Raw genomic sequence first — 17966 nt, 5'->3', positions numbered from 1 at the left:
TTATTCCCACGTTTTCCAGGGGGCTTTACCTTTTTCCCACAGCCCTTCCAGATACGTTTTATCACGCAGAGTATCCATTGGCTGCCAAAAACCGGCGTGTTCATAAGCCATTAACTCGCCCTGCTCAGCCAATGACATCAAGGGTTCTTGTTCCCAAGTAGTCGCATCATTATCGATGAGATCGATAACCGATGGATTAAGAACAAAGAAACCACCGTTGATCATCGCACCATCACCTTTTGGCTTTTCCTGGAAAGAATGAACCTGACCTGCTCGAATATCCAGTGCGCCAAAACGTCCAGGAGGAAAAGTCGCCGTTAAGGTTGCTTTTTTACCATGCGAGCGATGGAAATCAATCGTCGCTTTGATATCTATATCCGCGACACCATCACCATAGGTAAACAGGAACGCTTCATCATCTTTTACGTATTCAGCAACTCGTTTCAGACGACCACCGGTCATTGACGCATCACCGGTATCAACCAACGTCACATTCCACGGTTCTACGCGTTTTTGATGAACTTCCATTCGATTTTCAGCCATATGGAAGGTCACATCTGACATATGAAGGAAATAGTTTGCAAAATACTCTTTGATGACATAGCCTTTATAGCCACAGCAGATAATGAAATCTTTAATACCGTGGGCGGAGTACATCTTCATGATGTGCCAAAGAATAGGTTTACCACCAATTTCAACCATTGGTTTTGGCTTGACTACCGTTTCTTCACTTAATCTGGTTCCAAGCCCACCAGCCAAGATAACCGCTTTCATATCTAATCCTCAAAATTATTTAGATGCGGTAAATGCATCAGAATAGAAATGTTCTACAGAGAGGCCTTTAGTCATAAAGTCCTTTTTGCTTGCATCGATCATCACAGGCGAACCGCATGCATATATATCGAAGGACTCAAGAGAACCGAAGTCTTCCATCACCGCGTGATGGACTAACCCTTTTCTCCCTTCCCAGTTACTATCATATTCAGACACAACAGGGATAAAATTGATATTATCGTATAACTGGCTCAACTCTTGTGGCAAAGATGAATAGAAATCTTTCGCCAGTGGCATCCCCCAGTATATATAGATCAGGCGGTTAGTTTTCTGTTGAACAAGATACTCAACCATTGCTTTCACTGGGGCAAAACCGGTACCCCCGGCCAGAAAAATAACAGGCCGGTCACTTTCACGAATAAAGAACGTCCCACAAGGACCTTCAATACGCATTAAAGTATTTTCCTGAAGATTGTCAAAAATGAGCGTACTCATCTGACCGCTTACCACATTTCTTATATGCAGTTCAACGCCATCAGCTTCATTACTGTTAGCAATCGAGTAACTACGCGTGACACCCTTATATTGTAAATTAACATATTGGCCTGGTAGGAAACCCAGTTTTGCCGTTGGAGGCATCCGCAAATTAATGCTGATCACGTCATCTGAAACTAGTAATGCTTTGCTGACCTTGCATGGAACGATTTTCTTGATCTGGCCATCCAGCTCTGGAAAATAATGAGCGCTAAGCTCCAGATCCATTTTAGGTTTACAGCAACAGGTCAGTATTTTATCACCCTTGCCGTACACTTTTCCTTCAACATCAACGGCTTCACCATTCAAAATATCTGACTCGCAGATACCGCAATCCCCCGATTTGCAACTGTGTTCTAAATGGATCCCTGCAGTCAGCGCAGCATCAAGTATCGATTTGTCGCCATCTCCGGAGAATGAAATATCCGATGGGAAAATTTTAATAATGTGAGACACTTTTTTTACTCTGTTAACCAAAATTTATGCTGAGAAAGCACTGTGGCATCATCTACCAATAGTTCGCATGATGCAGATTTAAGGTATGCTATATTAATGAAACCACTCATTAGTGGAAAAAAATGGATACTATAGGTAGACTAAAAGTCTCATAGCAGACACGAACTAAGTCATCGTGCTAGAATTTGAATACTAAAGTAGAACTTTAGAGGCATAACCTGCAACTTAATCCATCTTTTCATTCCAGAGCAAATCGCAAATTCCGTCAGTTGGGTTAAACGCTGCGGGCGCATTCAACAGTATTTCACGCACCCGTTCATAATCAAATTCACTACAGGCCTTATCCAGCTCCGTAATAATCTTGCTCATCTCACTCCACGGTAACATCACTTCGTTAGCAGTTTTAATACGTGGATGCTGAGTAACGGAGACATTGTCACCGATGAGTAATTCCTCATAGAGCTTCTCACCCGGGCGCAACCCCGTTGTTTTAACTGCGATATCTCCGTATGGATTGTTTTCATCACGTATGGAAAGGCCCTGCAGTGCAATCATTCGGTGCGCAAGGTCCAGGATTTTCACCGGCTCACCCATGTCAAGCACAAACACATCGCCCCCGGTCCCCATGGCTCCGGCCTGGATCACTAGTTGCGCAGCCTCAGGGATGGTCATGAAATAGCGAGTGATTTCCTCATGGGTAAGAGTAACAGGCCCGCCGGCAGCAATTTGTTTTTCAAACAGAGGGACAACCGAGCCAGAAGACCCTAATACATTACCAAAACGAACCATGCTAAAGCAGGTCTTGTTGGATTCCTTCGCCAGCGCCTGCAGCACGAGTTCCGCCATGCGTTTGGTTGTACCCATCGTATTGGTTGGCCGTACCGCTTTATCGGTAGAAATTAAAACAAAACTTTCAACCCCACAGTTTGCAGCTGCCTGCGCACAGCACAGCGTTCCGAAGATATTATTGCGCACACCGTCGATAACGTTGAATTCCACAAGAGGCACATGTTTGTATGCCGCTGTATGGTAAATCGTATCAACGCTGAATGCCTTAATTAGCCTTTCAAGGTGTTCTTGATTTTGAACGTTTCCAAGAATTGGGAAAATTTTCACCTGCAAATTCTGGCTTATATTCAGATTACGTAACTCTGAATCGATGGAGTACAGGGAAAACTCAGACAGTTCAAATAAAATAAGTTGAGCAGGTTTGTTTTTAATTATCTGTCTGCACAACTCAGAGCCGATAGAACCTCCAGCCCCGGTAACCATAACGGTTTTACCTGTAATATTGCGTGCAACTAATTCAGGAATCGGTGAAACAGGGTCACGGCCTAGCAGATCGGTAATAACCACTTTACGTAAAGCATCGATACGAGCTTTACCCTCAACCAAATCAACCATCCCTGGAATAGATAATACCTCACAAGGCAAACCTTCCAGGGTTTTGATCACTTCGTTCTTTCTTGCCCGGCTAGCGCTCGGCATTGCCAGCAGAATTTTCTTCGCTTCGTATTTTTGTATCAGCCATGCAAGTTTTTCAGGCGCGAACACACTGACACCATGAATAACCTGTCCTTGCAGCGTACGATTATCATCAACAAAAGCAACCGGGTAGTACTCATCCATTTGACTTAGTGCAGGCAGAAGTTGGCGACCCGAAGCGCCCGCACCATAGATAACGACACGGGTACCCAAATTTAACCCGCGATTTACCAGCATTCGCATACCAAGTCTTGACCCGGCAATTAACAATAAACCGAATGAGAAATAGATGAACGGGATGGTCCTGGGCAAAAAGAGGTTGGTATAAAACGCTGCGATAATAAGTAATATGGAAGACATTACCATCCCGGCAGCGGCTACCAACAGAATTTTGGCTGTGATATAGCGGATGACTGCACGATAAAGCCCTAGTCTGACAAACATTGCCAAGGTGACAAGTATTATTGAGAAAATTAATAACCAATGAGCCGTACTGTATATTGGCGTCATTGAATCTATTCGTACCCAAAACGCAAACCAGAATGCGCATAAGAGCAGGATGGTATCAATCGATAACGTAATAATTCGTTTTATTGGTCTTGGTAAAGATATCAAATAAGTTAGCATACTAAAAACTAGCCGCCTCGTGAAAACTTGCCTTCAGTTTATAAAATAGTACCAGCAGGGCATACCGAGTATTCGTCTACTTTTGCTTTAAAGCCGCCCACCGTACCTGCCTGCAGGAATGCTGATTTCCCAATACTCGCACTTCCTGCAAGATGAACACCAACCCCAAGATGAGCAAAATCGCCGAGTACAGAATCGTGGTCCACCGTCGAATGGCTATTTACAATCGTGCTTACACCTAGTTTTGCGTTGGCACCCACCACCGCCCCTGCTAACACTACCGACCCACAGGAAATCTCTGCAGAAGGACTGACAAAAGCAGAAGGATGAATTAGCGTAATTGGATAAATACCAGTGCTGATAATCTGATCGTAAAGTTGTTCCCGGACACAATTATTCCCAATGCCAATAATGACATTCTTAGCTTGGGGCAGATGTAATTTTAGATCTGAAATTTTTCCAATAATCCGCTGGTTAGTTTCGTTATAAGATGATGGGCTATCATCAAGAAAAACAATATCAGCGAAGCCTAACATTTTTGCTGTCTCATAAAGAGTACGGCCATGACCGCCAGCACCAAGTATCAACAGGTCATGCATTAGCGCTGCTCTCTTTATCCCTCACACCTGCTCCACATCTGAATGCAATGACAATCAGCGGACACCAGGCGATAACCAGTCCAACAAGGCCATCCATTTTTGCCGAAGCTATGAGATAGGCGATGGGAAAGAGCCAAACAATATTCACCGCAATAGAGGTCAGCGTTACCGGAACGTGACTACCATATTTTCTGGCCAAAATCTGATAGGTATGGCTGGCATGGGCTTCGTACACTTTTTTACCCGCCACCAGACGGCGCAATAAAGTGATAGTGGAATCGACAATAAATACGCCGAGTAGACACAACTCAGCCATAAAGAAGTGTGTATCTAACTTTGCAATATGAAGGATCATCAAACCGATAATGATTCCTAAAAAACCACTTCCTGCATCTCCCATGAAAATCTTCGCGCCGGGAAAGTTCCAAACAATGAAGCCAGCTGCAGCCCCGGCAAGGGCAAGAACCAACAGATAGATGCTGCCCGAAAAATCTGTATGCTGATGTAAAACCAGTAAAGCGGCACTGCCCAATGCAAACAGAATAGCTTGCGCACTTGCCAGGCCATTAATGCCATCCATAAAGTTATATAAATTGAGCATCCATACAAGATAAATACTTCCCAGGATCATACCAATCCATGCCATGGAAATATCAAAACCAGCGAGATTTATAACCGGGAAGGAACCTAAAAAATAGAGACCAATAGCTGCCGCCAGAAAATGCATGAGCAGACGCCAACGAGCTGCAATATGACCATGATCGTCAAGAAACCCAATAACAGCAACAATCAATCCGGGTACAAATAACCCAAAGAAACTATCCGCCGTAAGATAACCACTTAAATACAACCAGGTCAGCGCGACTAACAACGTTAAAACGATAGCAACACCGCCCCCTCTTGGCGTTGGCACCGAATGCGAGCTTCTCTGGTTGGGTTGGTCGATAACATTATGCTTAATGGCATACACCCTAAGACCCCAGGTCATTGCACATGCAGCCAAAAATGCCAATACCACAATAGCCAAATCCAACATCATTTATTACCTTCAATATAATATTTTGCGGTTTTTTTCATGGTTTCTTGCAACGTTATTGGAGGCGACCATTCAAGTTGGTCCCTGGATTTACGGGCATCTACGACCAAATCACCGAACAATTGCTCGTAGATGCTGCCCTTACCTGCCAGCAATAGCAGTTTTCTCAGTACCGCTTTTGGGAAATAAATGACTCTTGCTTTGATGCCCATCCCCGCAGCAAAGGCGTCAATCATCTCTTCCGTGGAAGGAGTCTCAGGATCGGCAAGCAGATAAAGTTGATTTTTCGACCTGTCGTTAACAACGCATTCAGTTATAAAACTGACGACATTATCCAGAGATACTAATGCACGTTTATTACTGACATTTTTGAATGGTAAGGGTAATTTACGCGCCACGAGCTTTAGCAATCGACGTATATTTCCCGGCGCATTTTCACCACAAATTAAAGCTGGGCGGATAATGGTTAACGACATTCCGCTGTCAGCCGCAATATTGAGTAAGCTATTTTCGGCTTCAAGCTTTGATTTCGCATATTCAGACGTCGGACGTGGTGCAGATTGTTCGGTAAACGGGGCTTCGGAGGTCGTCGAGTTACCATTTACGCCAATAGAACTCACAAAAATGAATTGTTTAACCCCGCAACTCACCGCATCCCTGGCCAATTTTACTGTGGCATCATGGTTTACGCGACGAAACTCGGCCATCGCATCTTGTGCATTATCGTTGAGAATATGTGCTCTGCCAGCGGTATGAATAACGACCTCGCAGTTTTGCAGTATATTCTCCCAGTGAGTATCTGCCGAAATATCCCCAAGGTTATAAATGCCCTGGTCAATATCTTCCTGCTGCCGTGTGGTAAGACTGACCTGGTGTCCTGCGGCTTTCAGCGATTTGACCAACGCGGTTCCAAGAAAACCGGTTCCCCCAGTCACCAATACTCTCATTACCGTCCCCTATCTGTTAAGCAAGCGAAGCACACTGTTTGAATTTTATCCGGCCATATTCGGTCATGAGCAATTGCTTAAAAATGAATCCAACATTAATTTAATACCGGAATTGCTTTTTTATTTATTGACATTTAGCCGGTGCTTGCAAATTAAAGCATATATCAGACACGCTACCGCCCCTGGCTCAACAGCTACCAGTGCACTGCATGCAACTAAAACGGGTCTATTTACAACATCACTTGTCCAAAAATCAGACAAATGACAGAAATATTTAATCCATTATTGTGGTCCGAATCCGACCGCAAAACAAGGACAAATCCCATTTTTAAGACTGAAACGACAACTTTTAAGACAGGGATTACATACTGATTTTAAAAGAAAAAAACGGCGGTATCGTCATAAGTGTGTTTCGTTTGCACTATGACGTTACCTGCCGTTTAGTCTGGAATACTGTCCTGTCGGAATCAGTCTACCAATAATTTCCTGATGCTTTCTCTGAACTTAGCGCCTTCTTTCAGGTTACGAAGTCCATACTGAACAAAGGCCTGCATATAGCCCATCTTCTTGCCACAGTCGTAGCTGTCGCCTGTCATCAACATCGCGTCAACGGACTGCTTCTTAGCCAGTTCGGCGATAGCGTCGGTCAGCTGCACACGCCCCCACGCGCCCGGCGCGGTTTGCTCCAGCTCTTTCCAGACATCGGCAGAAAGAACGTAGCGGCCAACGGCCATCAGGTCCGAATCCAGGGTCTGTGGCTGATCGGGTTTCTCAATGAAATCAACGATACGGCTGATTTTGCCTTCCACTTCCAGCGGGTCTTTGGTGGTAATCACTGAATATTCGCTGAGATCGCCTTCCATGCGCTTAGCCAGAACCTGGCTACGACCCGTTTCGCTGAAGCGAGCCACCATCGCGGCAAGGTTATAGCGCAGAGGATCGGCGGTCGCGCTATCCAGAATGATATCTGGCAGCACCACCACAAATGGGTTGTTGCCGATGATTGGATGAGCGCAGAGAATAGAGTGGCCCAGGCCCAACGGTTGTGCCTGACGCACGTTCATGATGGTTACGCCCGGAGGGCAGATAGACTGTACTTCCGCCAGAAGCTGACGTTTTACGCGCTGCTCCAGAAGTGATTCCAGTTCATATGAGGTGTCGAAGTGGTTCTCTACCGCGTTCTTGGAAGCGTGAGTGACCAGGACGATTTCTTTGATCCCTGCAGCAACAATCTCGTCGACAATGTACTGAATCATTGGCTTATCGACGATCGGCAGCATCTCTTTAGGAATGGCCTTTGTGGCAGGAAGCATATGCATCCCGAGACCTGCTACCGGAATAACTGCTTTCAAATTAATCATTATTAGTTCCACCTAGAAATGGTTGAAGAATTATAGCCAGTCAGGCTGTTTAATCCAGCATGTTTTTTTGATAATACCTGGCAAAAGTTGAGAAAACCTCCGGATGATTCCGGGAGTTAACTCCCTTTCCCAGGAATCGTCGGATTTAACGCCCGGGTAGACTGAAATTTAACCCACTGAAGTTCACGCTATGCTGATCAACCCTGTCGATATCCACCGAACGCTGTCCGTCCTCATTCACCGCTTTGATATTTGCGAGTGAAAGCAGCGTGTCGTCGCGGGCCATAAACTTACCGCGCACATCTTTTCGCAAATCAAAATTCATCGAAAGCGCAGCGCCACGGTCAGAATCCTGCATCACGCTGATATTACGCATGAACAGATGCTGTGGTTTATTGTGCAGTTCCAGGGAAGCCCGCTTCAGCGTGAGGTTGGTGATCGCGACAAACGACTGCGCGTTACCTGAGGAAATCTGCAATCCGCGCAGCTTGTAGGCCAGCGTCGAATTATCCAGATGAATGTCATTGAGGCGGAAGTTTTGCGGGATAGAGAGATAGTTGCCTTTGATAACGCCATAGCCGATAAGCATTCCGGCGCTGTTGACCATATCGACGTTTTCGACGATGAAGTTATCGCAGCCGTATATCGCCACCGTCGCGTTATCAATCCCCGCCTTTTTGCTGAAATCCGGGGTGATATTGCTGGCTTTAACATTACGGATAATAAAGTGTTTACCGTTTTCCACATGAACTAACTGGCGACAGTTGCTGCCGGTGATGTTGGCAACGACAAAATTCTTCACAGCCTGATCTTCGGGATAGCCGTTGTCATAAGTGCTGCCAGCAAGACCTATACCAATGCCCCAGTTGATTTTACCGTTGGTGCAGTCGATGCGATCGATAACGTGATCAGAAATGAGGAGATTCTTATCGTTAATAGCGACATTCCACTCAATCGCATCTCCCTGCAGCTGGCTAAAATGACCGTTGGTAATTTTCACCCCATCAATCTGGTTATGAAACCCCTGACGTAAAATACCGTAGTTGGCCTGGGTTATCGTGATGTCATCAATCAGCAGGTTACGCATGGTGCGTTTGTCTTTACCACCGATAAAGATCTGCGCAACCGGGCCATAACCGCTCATCGTCACGCCCTGAATCACACAGTCAGAGCCCCGAACATCCAGGCAAATATTGTTCAACCGGCCCTCGCTACCAACGATTTTACAACCATCCTGTAAGGCGAATCGTCCTTTGCCGTTACCTTTCAGCGCCCCGCTAATCTGAAGCGTTTTGCCCGGCGGCATAATAATTCTGGTGTTGATGTTGTCACACACCACACCTTTCGGGACTTCGACCACATCGTTCGCCTGAAAGGCATAATTAAAGGCTTTGATCCAGTCGTTACTGGTGTTGAACGTGCGAATATCTGCCGCTCCACCCCGCGCGGCAGCGCGAGCCAGCGGGCTTTGCAGCAAAGGAAGAGCGGCCAGTGCGGTACCGGCCGTCAGGAAGGAACGTCGTGTCAGGGAGGATTTTTTTACCAACATGCGACCTCTTTACAGCGTTTGCAGCAGACTGGCGAGCCGTTGATTAATCAGCTGCTGATTGAATTCAGATTCCACTTTGGCACGGGCTTTCTGCACCACCGGCTGCAGGCTGTGGCAATCACAGCCGCCCAGTTCACTCAGCCTTGCCGCCAGCGCTGGAGCGTCGTTCTCTGGCACCAGCCAGCCAGACTCACTGGTGTCGATCAGTTCCGGAATGCCGCTGTGCAAGGTGGACAGCACCGGGATCCCCACCGCCATCGCCTCCATCAGCGCCACGGGAATACCTTCCATATCACCATCGGCTCCGGTGACAGAGGGCAGCAAAAAGACATCGGCTTCATCGAGCATTGCCTTAACCTTATGGCTTGGCATGAAACCCGGCATCTCCACCACATCCTCCAGTTGATACTGCTCAATCAACGTTTTCAGTCGGCGTTCCCACGGGCCAATTCCCAAAATGCGGTAATGGAAACGCACCCCCTGCTCTTTCAGTTGGCGGCAGGCTTCAATGGCTACGTGCAGGCCTTTTTTCTCGGTTAAACGTGCCACGGAGATAATTTTCAGCGTCTCGCCTGGCGCTTTTACGGGCCGCAGCGCAAAGCGATCCATGTTTACGCCCATCCTTGAAACCGTGATTTTCTCCGGTGGGCAGCCCATCGTCTGTAATCGCCGCGCCCAAAGTTCGCTGATGGGTAACATCAAATCGCCGCGATGAAAAAGCTGCTGATATTCAGGCGTGTAGTGACTAAGCACTTCCCGGCTTGAAATATCGATACCGTGAAACACAGTCGCAATTTTGCCCCGAATCACGCCGAGTTCACGTAATTTCGCCGCCGTTACGCCCGCCGGGCCAAAGTGGGCGATGAACACATCCGCCTGATAAGGACAGGGATTTTGTGCGGTGATAGCAGAAAGGATCAGGTTACGCGCCTCATCACCGTAACGACGGATATTAAGCGCCCGCCAGGTGGCGCTGCGCCCCAGCCCTTTCAGCGTATTCGCGGCTCGCTGGCGCAGTTTGGCGAGTTTCCCCTCCGGCTCGTCCTGCAGCCAACGGGTTTTCTCAGCCAGGCTATAGCGCGTGAAGGCTTCGTGAGTATTCGTCATGTCGCCTTTAAGCAGCGCGACAATTTCCACCTCGTAGCCCATCTCTATAAACGCCACTATCTGATTTAAAACAAAGGTTTCTGATGACAGCGGGAATTTCAGCAGGAAGAAACCAACCTTCATTTGCCCTCCCCAATGCGATCCAGCACTGATTTCACCATCTGCATGCCATTGGCTCGTTCTGCTTTTACTGCGATTTGCAAACGTTCGTTGATAGCAGGCAGTTGGCCCAGCGTATCCGCTAACATCGCGCCCAGACTGCCGTCCAGAAGGTGGCGAATGTCCATCGCCATTTCAGGCATGCCGAGCTGCTGCATAATGCCCGCGGATTTGTGTTCGTAGTTAATCGCTATCGCAGGCGTGCCGAAGTTCATCGAAATAATCGCCGAATGCAGGCGAGTTCCAACGGTCAGGTCGCAGGCACCCAGGATTTTGCCCATTTCCAGATCGTTCAATTCGTCCATCACCACGTGGTACTGCGACGGGTCTTGAATATGTTTTTGCAGATTGAGCGCCACCATGCGGTCGTCTTTGTTGTAGCTGTCGATGCCGGTGCAGGTTGAAAGCGCAATCACCTGATACCCGGCATCGATAACGCGGTTCACCACGCTCGCGAAGGCCTCTTCATAAGCCTGCTGCGTGGTGCCGAGACGCTTGTCGAACGGTGCCAGTTCGCGAAGCGTAATCGCGACGCTTTTCTGCTGACCAATTTTGTTGAACCAGTGTTCAACGGCATAGCTGGCGGTGAAATCTCCGTCATGGTGATCCACCAACCAGGCCGTATCGACCCCCTGCTCCACTTTCGCGGTCGTTATATTGCTACGCTGCATTAAGTTGAGGCTGACGGATTCACGCAGGATCAGCGCATCACACTGGTCAAATACATGGTTTGCCAGCTGATTGAACTGCTCATTCTGGAACGGCCCCACGCTGTGGCCGATCATGTACAGCGGCTTTTTCGCCATGAACGTACAGAGCGCATGCTCGAACTGCGGCGCGCCATAAAGATCGACAAAGAACGAACCGCCCACCTGTATGATGGCATCATAGTTGCCGAGAAGACGGACGAAATCGGTGAAACCCTGAGCAATACGAATGTTGCGCAGCTTGCCGGTGTCGGTCACGCGGGAAAGCAGCACCTGATGCTGATAGCGACGGCGCAGAACTTTTTTCACTCGCCCCATCACCCCAGCCACATTGTTATGCTGCTTCATTTGCGCATACAGCGGATCGCCCATTACAGGGCGATTCAGCAGCCACGACGAACTGACCGGATAGCGACTCATCACATCGACTTCAGCATCCGGATTCAGGGTGTTAATGGCATCCAGCAGGCCGCGCAGAATGGCGCTGTCGCCGCGGTTCCCGCAGGTGTGGTTGCCAAGGATCAGTAATTTCATGTTGACCTCTAAAGGGGGTTTTCTCGTTTGTACCCTCACCCTAACCCTCTCCCTGAAAGGGAGAGGGGACAGATCGAGCGGTCTATACTTTTCTACCCCGCCTCTTATTGAGAGGGAGCAGATCGAGCAGTCTATGTTTTTCTCCCTCGCCCCTTTGGGGAGAGGGCCGGGGTAAGGCGAAATCAGCTCACCCGCATCAGCACTTTCATTTTTTCGCTGCGGCAAAACTGGCGCTTCATCTCCACCACCAGCGGATGGCGCGACAGCACAATCATCAGCGCGAAGGCCAACGCCCCGGCCGCAATCTGTGTCACCAGCAACAACGGCAGAGCCAGCTCGCCGCCCAGCGTAACGCCCAGCCCATAGCTCACCGCCAGCGTCGGCAGCGAGAGATAGAACGGCAGCCACAGGCTCAGGATGTACTCGCGATAGCTGGAGCCCAGCACGGGCTTAATCATCACGAAGTAGCTCAGCACGGTGTTAATAATTTGAACCAACAGGAATCCCAGCGTCACGCCCAAAGCACCCGCAAGATGCCCGCCAACGATAATCGCTGGGATAAACAGGAAGGTTTTGAAGACGTTGAATTTAAAGCTGATATCAACGCGTGCTTTCGCCATCAGCAGGGAACCAATCGGATTGCCTACCGAGCGCAGCAGACCGACCACGCACAGCAGTTGCAGGATAGGAATGATGCTCACCCACTTTTCTCCAAACACCAGCGGCACCACATTATTGCTGACCACCATCAGGCCAAGCAGCACCGGGAAGTTGATAATCCCGACAACCGATAGAAGCTTGTAGAAGTTCACACGCAGTTTGGCGGTGTCATCCTGAATTTTGGCAAACGCCGGGAACAGAACGCGCGTGATAATCGGGTTGAGCTTCATTGGTGGCACCACCGCCACGTTGTAAGCCAGGTTATATCCCCCGGCGACGCCTGCGCCCAAAATGCGTGCCAGCACCAACGTAGACAGGTTGGTATTCACATAGTTGATGATGCTATCTGCCGTCAGCCATGCGCCAAAGCGCAGATTTGAGGAGACAGAAGACAACGCAAAGTGGAAGCCGGGACGATAAATCCGACGGCCAAACCAGCCGAACAGCAGCGTGCGTACCGCGCTGTTGACCAGATAGCCTAAAATCGCGGTCATAGCGAGCGGCCAGAAATGGGCACTGACCACGGTGAAGGTAAATCCGGCCAGCACGGCTGATGTTTCAATCATGCCAATCTTGGTGAACTCCAACTCTTTTTGCATCAGCGCGCGGAACTGCTGCCCGTGAGGAATCACCACAAAGGCGAACGACAGCGTGCGTATCAGCGGGGCAAGATCCGGGTTGTGCAAGACGCTGGCAATCACGCCGCTCAATGAGAACACCAGTGCGAACACCGCGATCCCTAGCCCAACGTTGAGCCAGTAAAGTGTGGTGAGCTCAAGTTGGCTAATCTCTTTACGCTGAATAATGGAGTTGGCAATGCCAAAATCCGACAGCGTATCCGCCAGCGCGATGATCACCAGCGACACGGTCAGCAAACCGAACTGGTGATTGTCGATAATGCGCGCCAGCACGGTCATCTGCACCAGGCCTAGGCCAATGATGATCACCGTGGCCATCGCTGACCACTTCGCGCCGCTGATGGTTTTTTCTCTCAGGCTCATCTCGCTACCTCAATACGCCGCTTTGTTGACAAAGCCTTTGAAAATCGTCAGGTAAACAATACGGATGTCGAACCACAGGCTCCACTCGCGGATGTATTCGAGGTCGAACTCCACCCGTTTCTCCATTTTTTCCAGGGTGTCAGTCTCGCCGCGCCAGCCGTTGATCTGCGCCCAGCCGGTGATGCCAGGCTTCACTTTGTGACGCAGCATGTAGCCTTCAATCAGCTGACGGTACTGCTCGTTATGCGCCACGGCGTGCGGACGTGGGCCAACAATCGACATCCCGCCGGTGAGCACGTTGATAAACTGCGGCAGTTCATCGAGCGAGGTCCGGCGCAGGAAGTTGCCCACACGGGTCACGCGCGGGTCGTTTTGCGTCGCCTGGGTCACCACCTTGTCGTTCTCCATCACCTTCATGGAGCGGAATTTCCATACCTTGATAGGTTTGCCATCCATGCCGTAGCGAGTCTGGCGGAAAATAATCGGCCCCGGCGAGCTGAGCTTCACCGCCAGCGCAATACAGCAAAGTGCCGGAGAGATAAGCAGCAGAATGCCGCTAGCCAGCACGATATCTTCCAGTCGTTTCAGGATGCGGTTTACGCCGGATAGCGGGGTGTCGTACAGCGGAACGACGGGAATGCCGTTCACCACTTCAACGCGGGAATGCAGAATGTTAAAGGTGAAGACGTCCGGGATCAGCAGCACGGTACATGTGGTGTCGGCGAGATCGCGCACCAGATTTTTGATCTGCTGCTCGTCCTGCATCGCCATGGAGATATAGACGTTGTGAATCTTGCCGCAGCGGGCGTCGTCAAGCAGTTGCTCGAAGTTGCCCATCCAGTCGGTATTCACGCCGCCCGGTTTTGCATCGTGATAGCAGCCCACTACCGCATAGCCAAGCCACGGTTGATTACGGAAGCTTTCCAGCAGCGCCTGCCCTTCCGGCATATCACCGGCTACCGCTACATAGCGGGTGTTGTAGCCGCGATGGCGCAGCACGCCCGCGCCGTAGCGGATAAACGCTCGGCTGGCCAGCATGCCAATGGTGCTCAGCAGATACCATGCCAGCCACATGGCGAAGTTGGTGTTGAAGTCATCGTTAAACGCCAGCAGCCCGGCGGTAAAAACCAGGCTCAACGTCCAGTTTTGCAGCAGCAGCAACAGCTCGGTGGTGATACGGACACCACGCCATGAGCGATAAAAGTCGGTGATCCCACCGATCATCTGGAACACCACCAGCGTGACCAGCGCCATCAGCAGATGCAGGTACAAAAACGGCAACGCGACAGCCTGACACACCAGCCACAGCCCACCTATCATGATGGTGATATCTGAAAAACGTTGCACCATGGAGATTAACGATGCATTCGTTTTGGCTCGTTCGCGCTTTTTTAGAGTCGTCATCGTTGGTCCTATTCAATGTGTTCCCCCTCACCCCGGCCCTCTCCCCACAGGGGCGAGGGAGAAAACCGGATGGTCCCCTCTCCCCTGTGGGAAGAGAGTTAGGGGGCAGTTGTTACTGATTAAGCAGCGCCAGAATGTCCTGCGTTCGCGCCTGCATCAGCGGCGTATTGCCGCGAGACTCCACGTTCAGGCGCACCACCGGCTCGGTATTCGACGAACGCAGGTTGAAGCGCCAGTCGGCGAACGCCAGGCTGATGCCGTCGGTGCGGTCAATCTCCAGCGCGCTGCCAGCGAAATGCGCCTCCACCCGAGCAATCGCCTCAGACGGCGCTTTCAGTTGGCTGTTGATTTCCCCGCTTGCCGGGAACGCCGCCATGCGGTCATGCACCAGTTGCCCCAGGGTTTTGCCCTTCAGGCACAGCAGTTCGCTCACCAGCAGCCACGGGATCATCCCGCTGTCGCAGTAGGCAAAATCACGAAAATAGTGATGGGCGCTCATCTCGCCGCCGTACACTGCGTCGTCTTTGCGCATGCGCTCTTTGATAAATGCGTGACCGGTTTTCGACATCACCGGCGTACCGCCTGCGGCGGTCACCACGTCAACGGTGTTCCACGACAAGCGCGGGTCGTGAATGATGCGCGCACCAGGGTTTTTCTCAAGGAAGGCTGCCGCCAGCAGGCCAACGATGTAATAGCCTTCGATAAACTGCCCCTGCTCGTCGAACAGGAAGCAGCGGTCGAAGTCGCCGTCAAAGGCGATACCCATATCGGCGCCGTACTTCAGCACCGCATCGCGGGTGTCGTCGCGGCACTCCGGCAGCAGCGGGTTAGGAATGCCGTGCGGGAAGTTGCCGTCCGGGTTGTTATGCACCTTAATCAGACTGACCGGCACATTCAGTGCCTTGAAGCGGGCTTCCAGCGCATCAATGACCGGGCCCGCCGCGCCGTTACCGGAGTTGATGACCAGCTTAAGCGGGGTCAGGTTTTTAACGTCGATATAGCCCAGCAGATGGTCAACGTAGGCATCGCGCAGGTTAATTTGCTGATAGCTGCCGCGTTTTGCTTCGTCCACCGGCGGGAAGAAGTTCTCTTCAGCAAGACGCTGAATGTCACGCAGCCCGGTATCACCGCTGATAGGACGCGCGCCTTCGCGTACCAGCTTCATGCCGTTGTAGTCCATCGGGTTATGGCTGGCGGTCACTTCAATGCCGCCGTCCACGCCGAGATGGAAGGTGGCGAAATAGATCTCTTCGGTACCGGCAAGGCCGATATCCAGCACGTCCACGCCCGCATCGCGCAGGCCGCGTGCCAGCGCCAGCTTCAACGCTTCGCTGGTCAGGCGTACGTCACCGCCCAGCACCACGGTTTTCGGTTTCAGGTACTCGCCATAGGCGCGACCAATGCGGCAGGCAATCTCTTCATTCAGCTCTTCGCCCAGCTTGCCGCGAATGTCATAGGCTTTAAAACAGGTCAGCTTTTTCATGTTTTTACCTTTCTTCAGGCAACGGTTGGCCCTGACCGGTGAGGGTCATGATTTTTCATATCGTGAATTGCCGGATGGCGCAGCGCCATCCGGCAGAATAGGCGCGCTACACGCGCCCGTAGCGGTCGGCGAATCGCACCACGTCGTCCTCTTCGAGGTAGGCGCCTGAGCGCACTTCAATCAGGTCGAGCGGGATTTTCCCCGGGTTTTCCAGGCAGTGAGTCACGCCCAGCGGGATGTAGATGGATTCGTTTTCACCCAGCAGGGTGACCTCATCATTGAGGGTCACTTTGGCGGTGCCGGCCACCACAATCCAGTGTTCGGCCCGGTGGTGATGCATCTGCAGAGAGAGTCCCTCGCCCGGCTTCACGGTGATGCGCTTCACCTGGTAGCGATCGCCGGAGTCGATAGAGTCGTATTTGCCCCACGGGCGATAGACTTCACGATGGATATGGTGTTCGTGACGGCCATCAGCCTTAATTTTCTCGACCACCTTTTTCACGTCCTGCACCGCGTTGCGATCGGCGATAAGCACCGCGTCTTTGGTCTGCACCACCACCAAATCCTTTACCCCAACGGTCGTCACCAGACCAGATTCCGCGTAGACGTAACTGTTTTCGGTTTTATGACTGATCACATCGCCGTGGTGCACGTTGCCTTCCGGCGTATGGTTGCTGATTTCCCACAGCGATGACCAGGAACCCACGTCGCTCCAGCCGGCGTCCATCGGCACCACGACCGCGTCGTTGGTGCGTTCCATCACCGCATAGTCGATAGACTCGTCCGGGCAGCTCAGGAAGGCCTCTTCTTCGACGCGGATAAAATCGAGATCCGGGTCGGTAACGTTCATCGCTTTTTCACAGGCACTCAGAATGTCCGGGCGATATTTGCCCAGCTCTTCCAGGTAACGCCCGGCGCGGAACAGGAACATGCCGCTGTTCCAGTAGTACTCACCACAGGCGACGTAGGCCTGAGCGGTATCAAGGTTCGGTTTCTCGACAAACTGCGCCACTTCAAAAGCCAGCGCCTCACCGGCCGCCGGGCTCACGTTGCCGCGACGAATATAGCCGTAGCCGGTTTCCGGCAGGCTCGGCACGATACCGAACGTCACCAGTTTTCCGCTTTCGGCGTACGGTGTGGCATCGCGCACCGCTGCGCGAAAAGCGTCTTCGTCCTGGATAACGTGATCTGCCGCCAGCACCAGCATCAGCGGGTCGTTATCCGGCTCACGGCGCATAGCAGCCAGTGCGGCCAGCGCAATCGCCGGGGCGGTGTTGCGCCCAGCGGGTTCCAGAATGATGTTTTCGGTCAGCTTGTTCAGCTGGCGCAACTGCTCGGCGACGATAAAACGGTGCTGCTCGTTGCAGATAACCACCGGGCTCGCGCATCTCACCCCTTCCAGGCGGTTAACCGTGGCCTGCAGCATCGTCATATCCCCTTTCAGGCACAGGAACTGCTTGGGGTACAGCACTCGGGACAACGGCCACAGGCGGCTGCCCGAGCCACCGGCCATCACGACCGGGAAAAGCGTAGATTGACTCAT

Annotated in this window: 14 protein-coding genes; all 14 read right to left on the bottom strand. The window is 51.1% G+C overall.

The annotated features are described in order from the left end of the window. The gene (rfbF, locus tag V6940_RS01655) at positions 1–774 is read right to left on the bottom strand and encodes a glucose-1-phosphate cytidylyltransferase (RefSeq protein ID WP_333494597.1); all 774 of its coding nucleotides are present in this window, start codon (positions 772–774) and stop codon (positions 1–3) included. A gap of 15 nt (positions 775–789) precedes the next feature. Further along, positions 790–1764: an FAD-binding oxidoreductase gene (locus tag V6940_RS01650; RefSeq protein ID WP_442910769.1), complete on the bottom strand. Its 975-nt coding sequence runs from the start codon at positions 1762–1764 to the stop codon at positions 790–792. A gap of 225 nt (positions 1765–1989) precedes the next feature. After that, complete coding sequence (locus V6940_RS01645) at positions 1990–3876, bottom strand: polysaccharide biosynthesis protein (protein ID WP_333494596.1); 1887 nt, start codon at positions 3874–3876, stop codon at positions 1990–1992. A gap of 38 nt (positions 3877–3914) precedes the next feature. Next, entirely contained in the window at positions 3915–4475 is a 561-nt protein-coding gene (locus V6940_RS01640) for a PglD-related sugar-binding protein (RefSeq protein ID WP_333494595.1), read from the bottom strand. Further along, positions 4468–5511, bottom strand: coding sequence for an MraY family glycosyltransferase (locus tag V6940_RS01635; protein WP_333494989.1), 1044 nt, complete (start codon positions 5509–5511; stop codon positions 4468–4470). The genes V6940_RS01640 and V6940_RS01635 overlap by 8 nt, the downstream gene beginning before the upstream one ends. After that, complete coding sequence (locus tag V6940_RS01630) at positions 5511–6458, bottom strand: NAD-dependent epimerase/dehydratase family protein (RefSeq protein WP_333494594.1); 948 nt, start codon at positions 6456–6458, stop codon at positions 5511–5513. Before V6940_RS01630 ends, V6940_RS01635 begins: the two co-directional genes overlap by 1 nt. Before the next feature lie 467 nt (positions 6459–6925). Continuing rightward, positions 6926–7819, bottom strand: a complete 894-nt coding sequence (galF, locus tag V6940_RS01625; RefSeq protein ID WP_333494593.1) for a UTP--glucose-1-phosphate uridylyltransferase GalF — start codon at positions 7817–7819, stop codon at positions 6926–6928. A 145-nt stretch (positions 7820–7964) separates the two neighbouring features. Continuing rightward, entirely contained in the window at positions 7965–9368 is a 1404-nt protein-coding gene (gene wcaM / locus V6940_RS01620; protein ID WP_442910768.1) for a colanic acid biosynthesis protein WcaM, read from the bottom strand. Between the two features lie 9 nt (positions 9369–9377). Next, entirely contained in the window at positions 9378–10598 is a 1221-nt protein-coding gene (gene wcaL, locus V6940_RS01615) for a colanic acid biosynthesis glycosyltransferase WcaL (protein WP_333494592.1), read from the bottom strand. Beyond that, entirely contained in the window at positions 10595–11875 is a 1281-nt protein-coding gene (gene wcaK / locus V6940_RS01610) for a colanic acid biosynthesis pyruvyl transferase WcaK (RefSeq protein WP_333494591.1), read from the bottom strand. The genes wcaL and wcaK overlap by 4 nt, the downstream gene beginning before the upstream one ends. 182 nt (positions 11876–12057) lie before the next feature. Continuing rightward, positions 12058–13536 (bottom strand): colanic acid undecaprenyl disphosphate flippase WzxC, encoded by a 1479-nt coding sequence (gene wzxC / locus V6940_RS01605; protein WP_333494590.1) that lies wholly within the window; start codon positions 13534–13536, stop codon positions 12058–12060. 9 nt (positions 13537–13545) lie between these two features. Beyond that, entirely contained in the window at positions 13546–14940 is a 1395-nt protein-coding gene (gene wcaJ, locus V6940_RS01600; RefSeq protein ID WP_333494589.1) for an undecaprenyl-phosphate glucose phosphotransferase, read from the bottom strand. 112 nt (positions 14941–15052) lie between these two features. Then, complete coding sequence (cpsG, locus tag V6940_RS01595; RefSeq protein WP_333494588.1) at positions 15053–16423, bottom strand: colanic acid biosynthesis phosphomannomutase CpsG; 1371 nt, start codon at positions 16421–16423, stop codon at positions 15053–15055. Between the two features lie 106 nt (positions 16424–16529). Further along, the gene (gene cpsB / locus V6940_RS01590) at positions 16530–17966 is read right to left on the bottom strand and encodes a mannose-1-phosphate guanyltransferase (protein ID WP_333494587.1); all 1437 of its coding nucleotides are present in this window, start codon (positions 17964–17966) and stop codon (positions 16530–16532) included.

Source organism: Kluyvera sp. CHPC 1.251 (genome assembly GCF_036759945.1).
Classification (GTDB): domain Bacteria; phylum Pseudomonadota; class Gammaproteobacteria; order Enterobacterales; family Enterobacteriaceae; genus Kluyvera; species Kluyvera sichuanensis.
This window is presented reverse-complemented; position numbering and strand designations above follow the sequence as displayed.

Excerpts from the sequence above, each read along its gene's own strand:
- rfbF (WP_333494597.1), bottom strand. The coding sequence starts at position 774 with ATGAAAGCGGTTATCTTGGCTGGTGGGCTTGGAACCAGATTAAGTGAA.
- V6940_RS01645 (WP_333494596.1), bottom strand. The coding sequence starts at position 3,876 with ATGCTAACTTATTTGATATCTTTACCAAGACCAATAAAACGAATTATT.
- V6940_RS01640 (WP_333494595.1), bottom strand. The coding sequence starts at position 4,475 with ATGCATGACCTGTTGATACTTGGTGCTGGCGGTCATGGCCGTACTCTT.
- V6940_RS01635 (WP_333494989.1), bottom strand. The coding sequence starts at position 5,511 with ATGTTGGATTTGGCTATTGTGGTATTGGCATTTTTGGCTGCATGTGCA.
- V6940_RS01630 (WP_333494594.1), bottom strand. The coding sequence starts at position 6,458 with ATGAGAGTATTGGTGACTGGGGGAACCGGTTTTCTTGGAACCGCGTTG.
- galF (WP_333494593.1), bottom strand. The coding sequence starts at position 7,819 with ATGATTAATTTGAAAGCAGTTATTCCGGTAGCAGGTCTCGGGATGCAT.
- wcaM (WP_442910768.1), bottom strand. The coding sequence starts at position 9,368 with ATGTTGGTAAAAAAATCCTCCCTGACACGACGTTCCTTCCTGACGGCC.
- wcaL (WP_333494592.1), bottom strand. The coding sequence starts at position 10,598 with ATGAAGGTTGGTTTCTTCCTGCTGAAATTCCCGCTGTCATCAGAAACC.
- wcaK (WP_333494591.1), bottom strand. The coding sequence starts at position 11,875 with ATGAAATTACTGATCCTTGGCAACCACACCTGCGGGAACCGCGGCGAC.
- wzxC (WP_333494590.1), bottom strand. The coding sequence starts at position 13,536 with ATGAGCCTGAGAGAAAAAACCATCAGCGGCGCGAAGTGGTCAGCGATG.
- wcaJ (WP_333494589.1), bottom strand. The coding sequence starts at position 14,940 with ATGACGACTCTAAAAAAGCGCGAACGAGCCAAAACGAATGCATCGTTA.
- cpsG (WP_333494588.1), bottom strand. The coding sequence starts at position 16,423 with ATGAAAAAGCTGACCTGTTTTAAAGCCTATGACATTCGCGGCAAGCTG.
- cpsB (WP_333494587.1), bottom strand. The coding sequence starts at position 17,966 with ATGAGTCAATCTACGCTTTTCCCGGTCGTGATGGCCGGTGGCTCGGGC.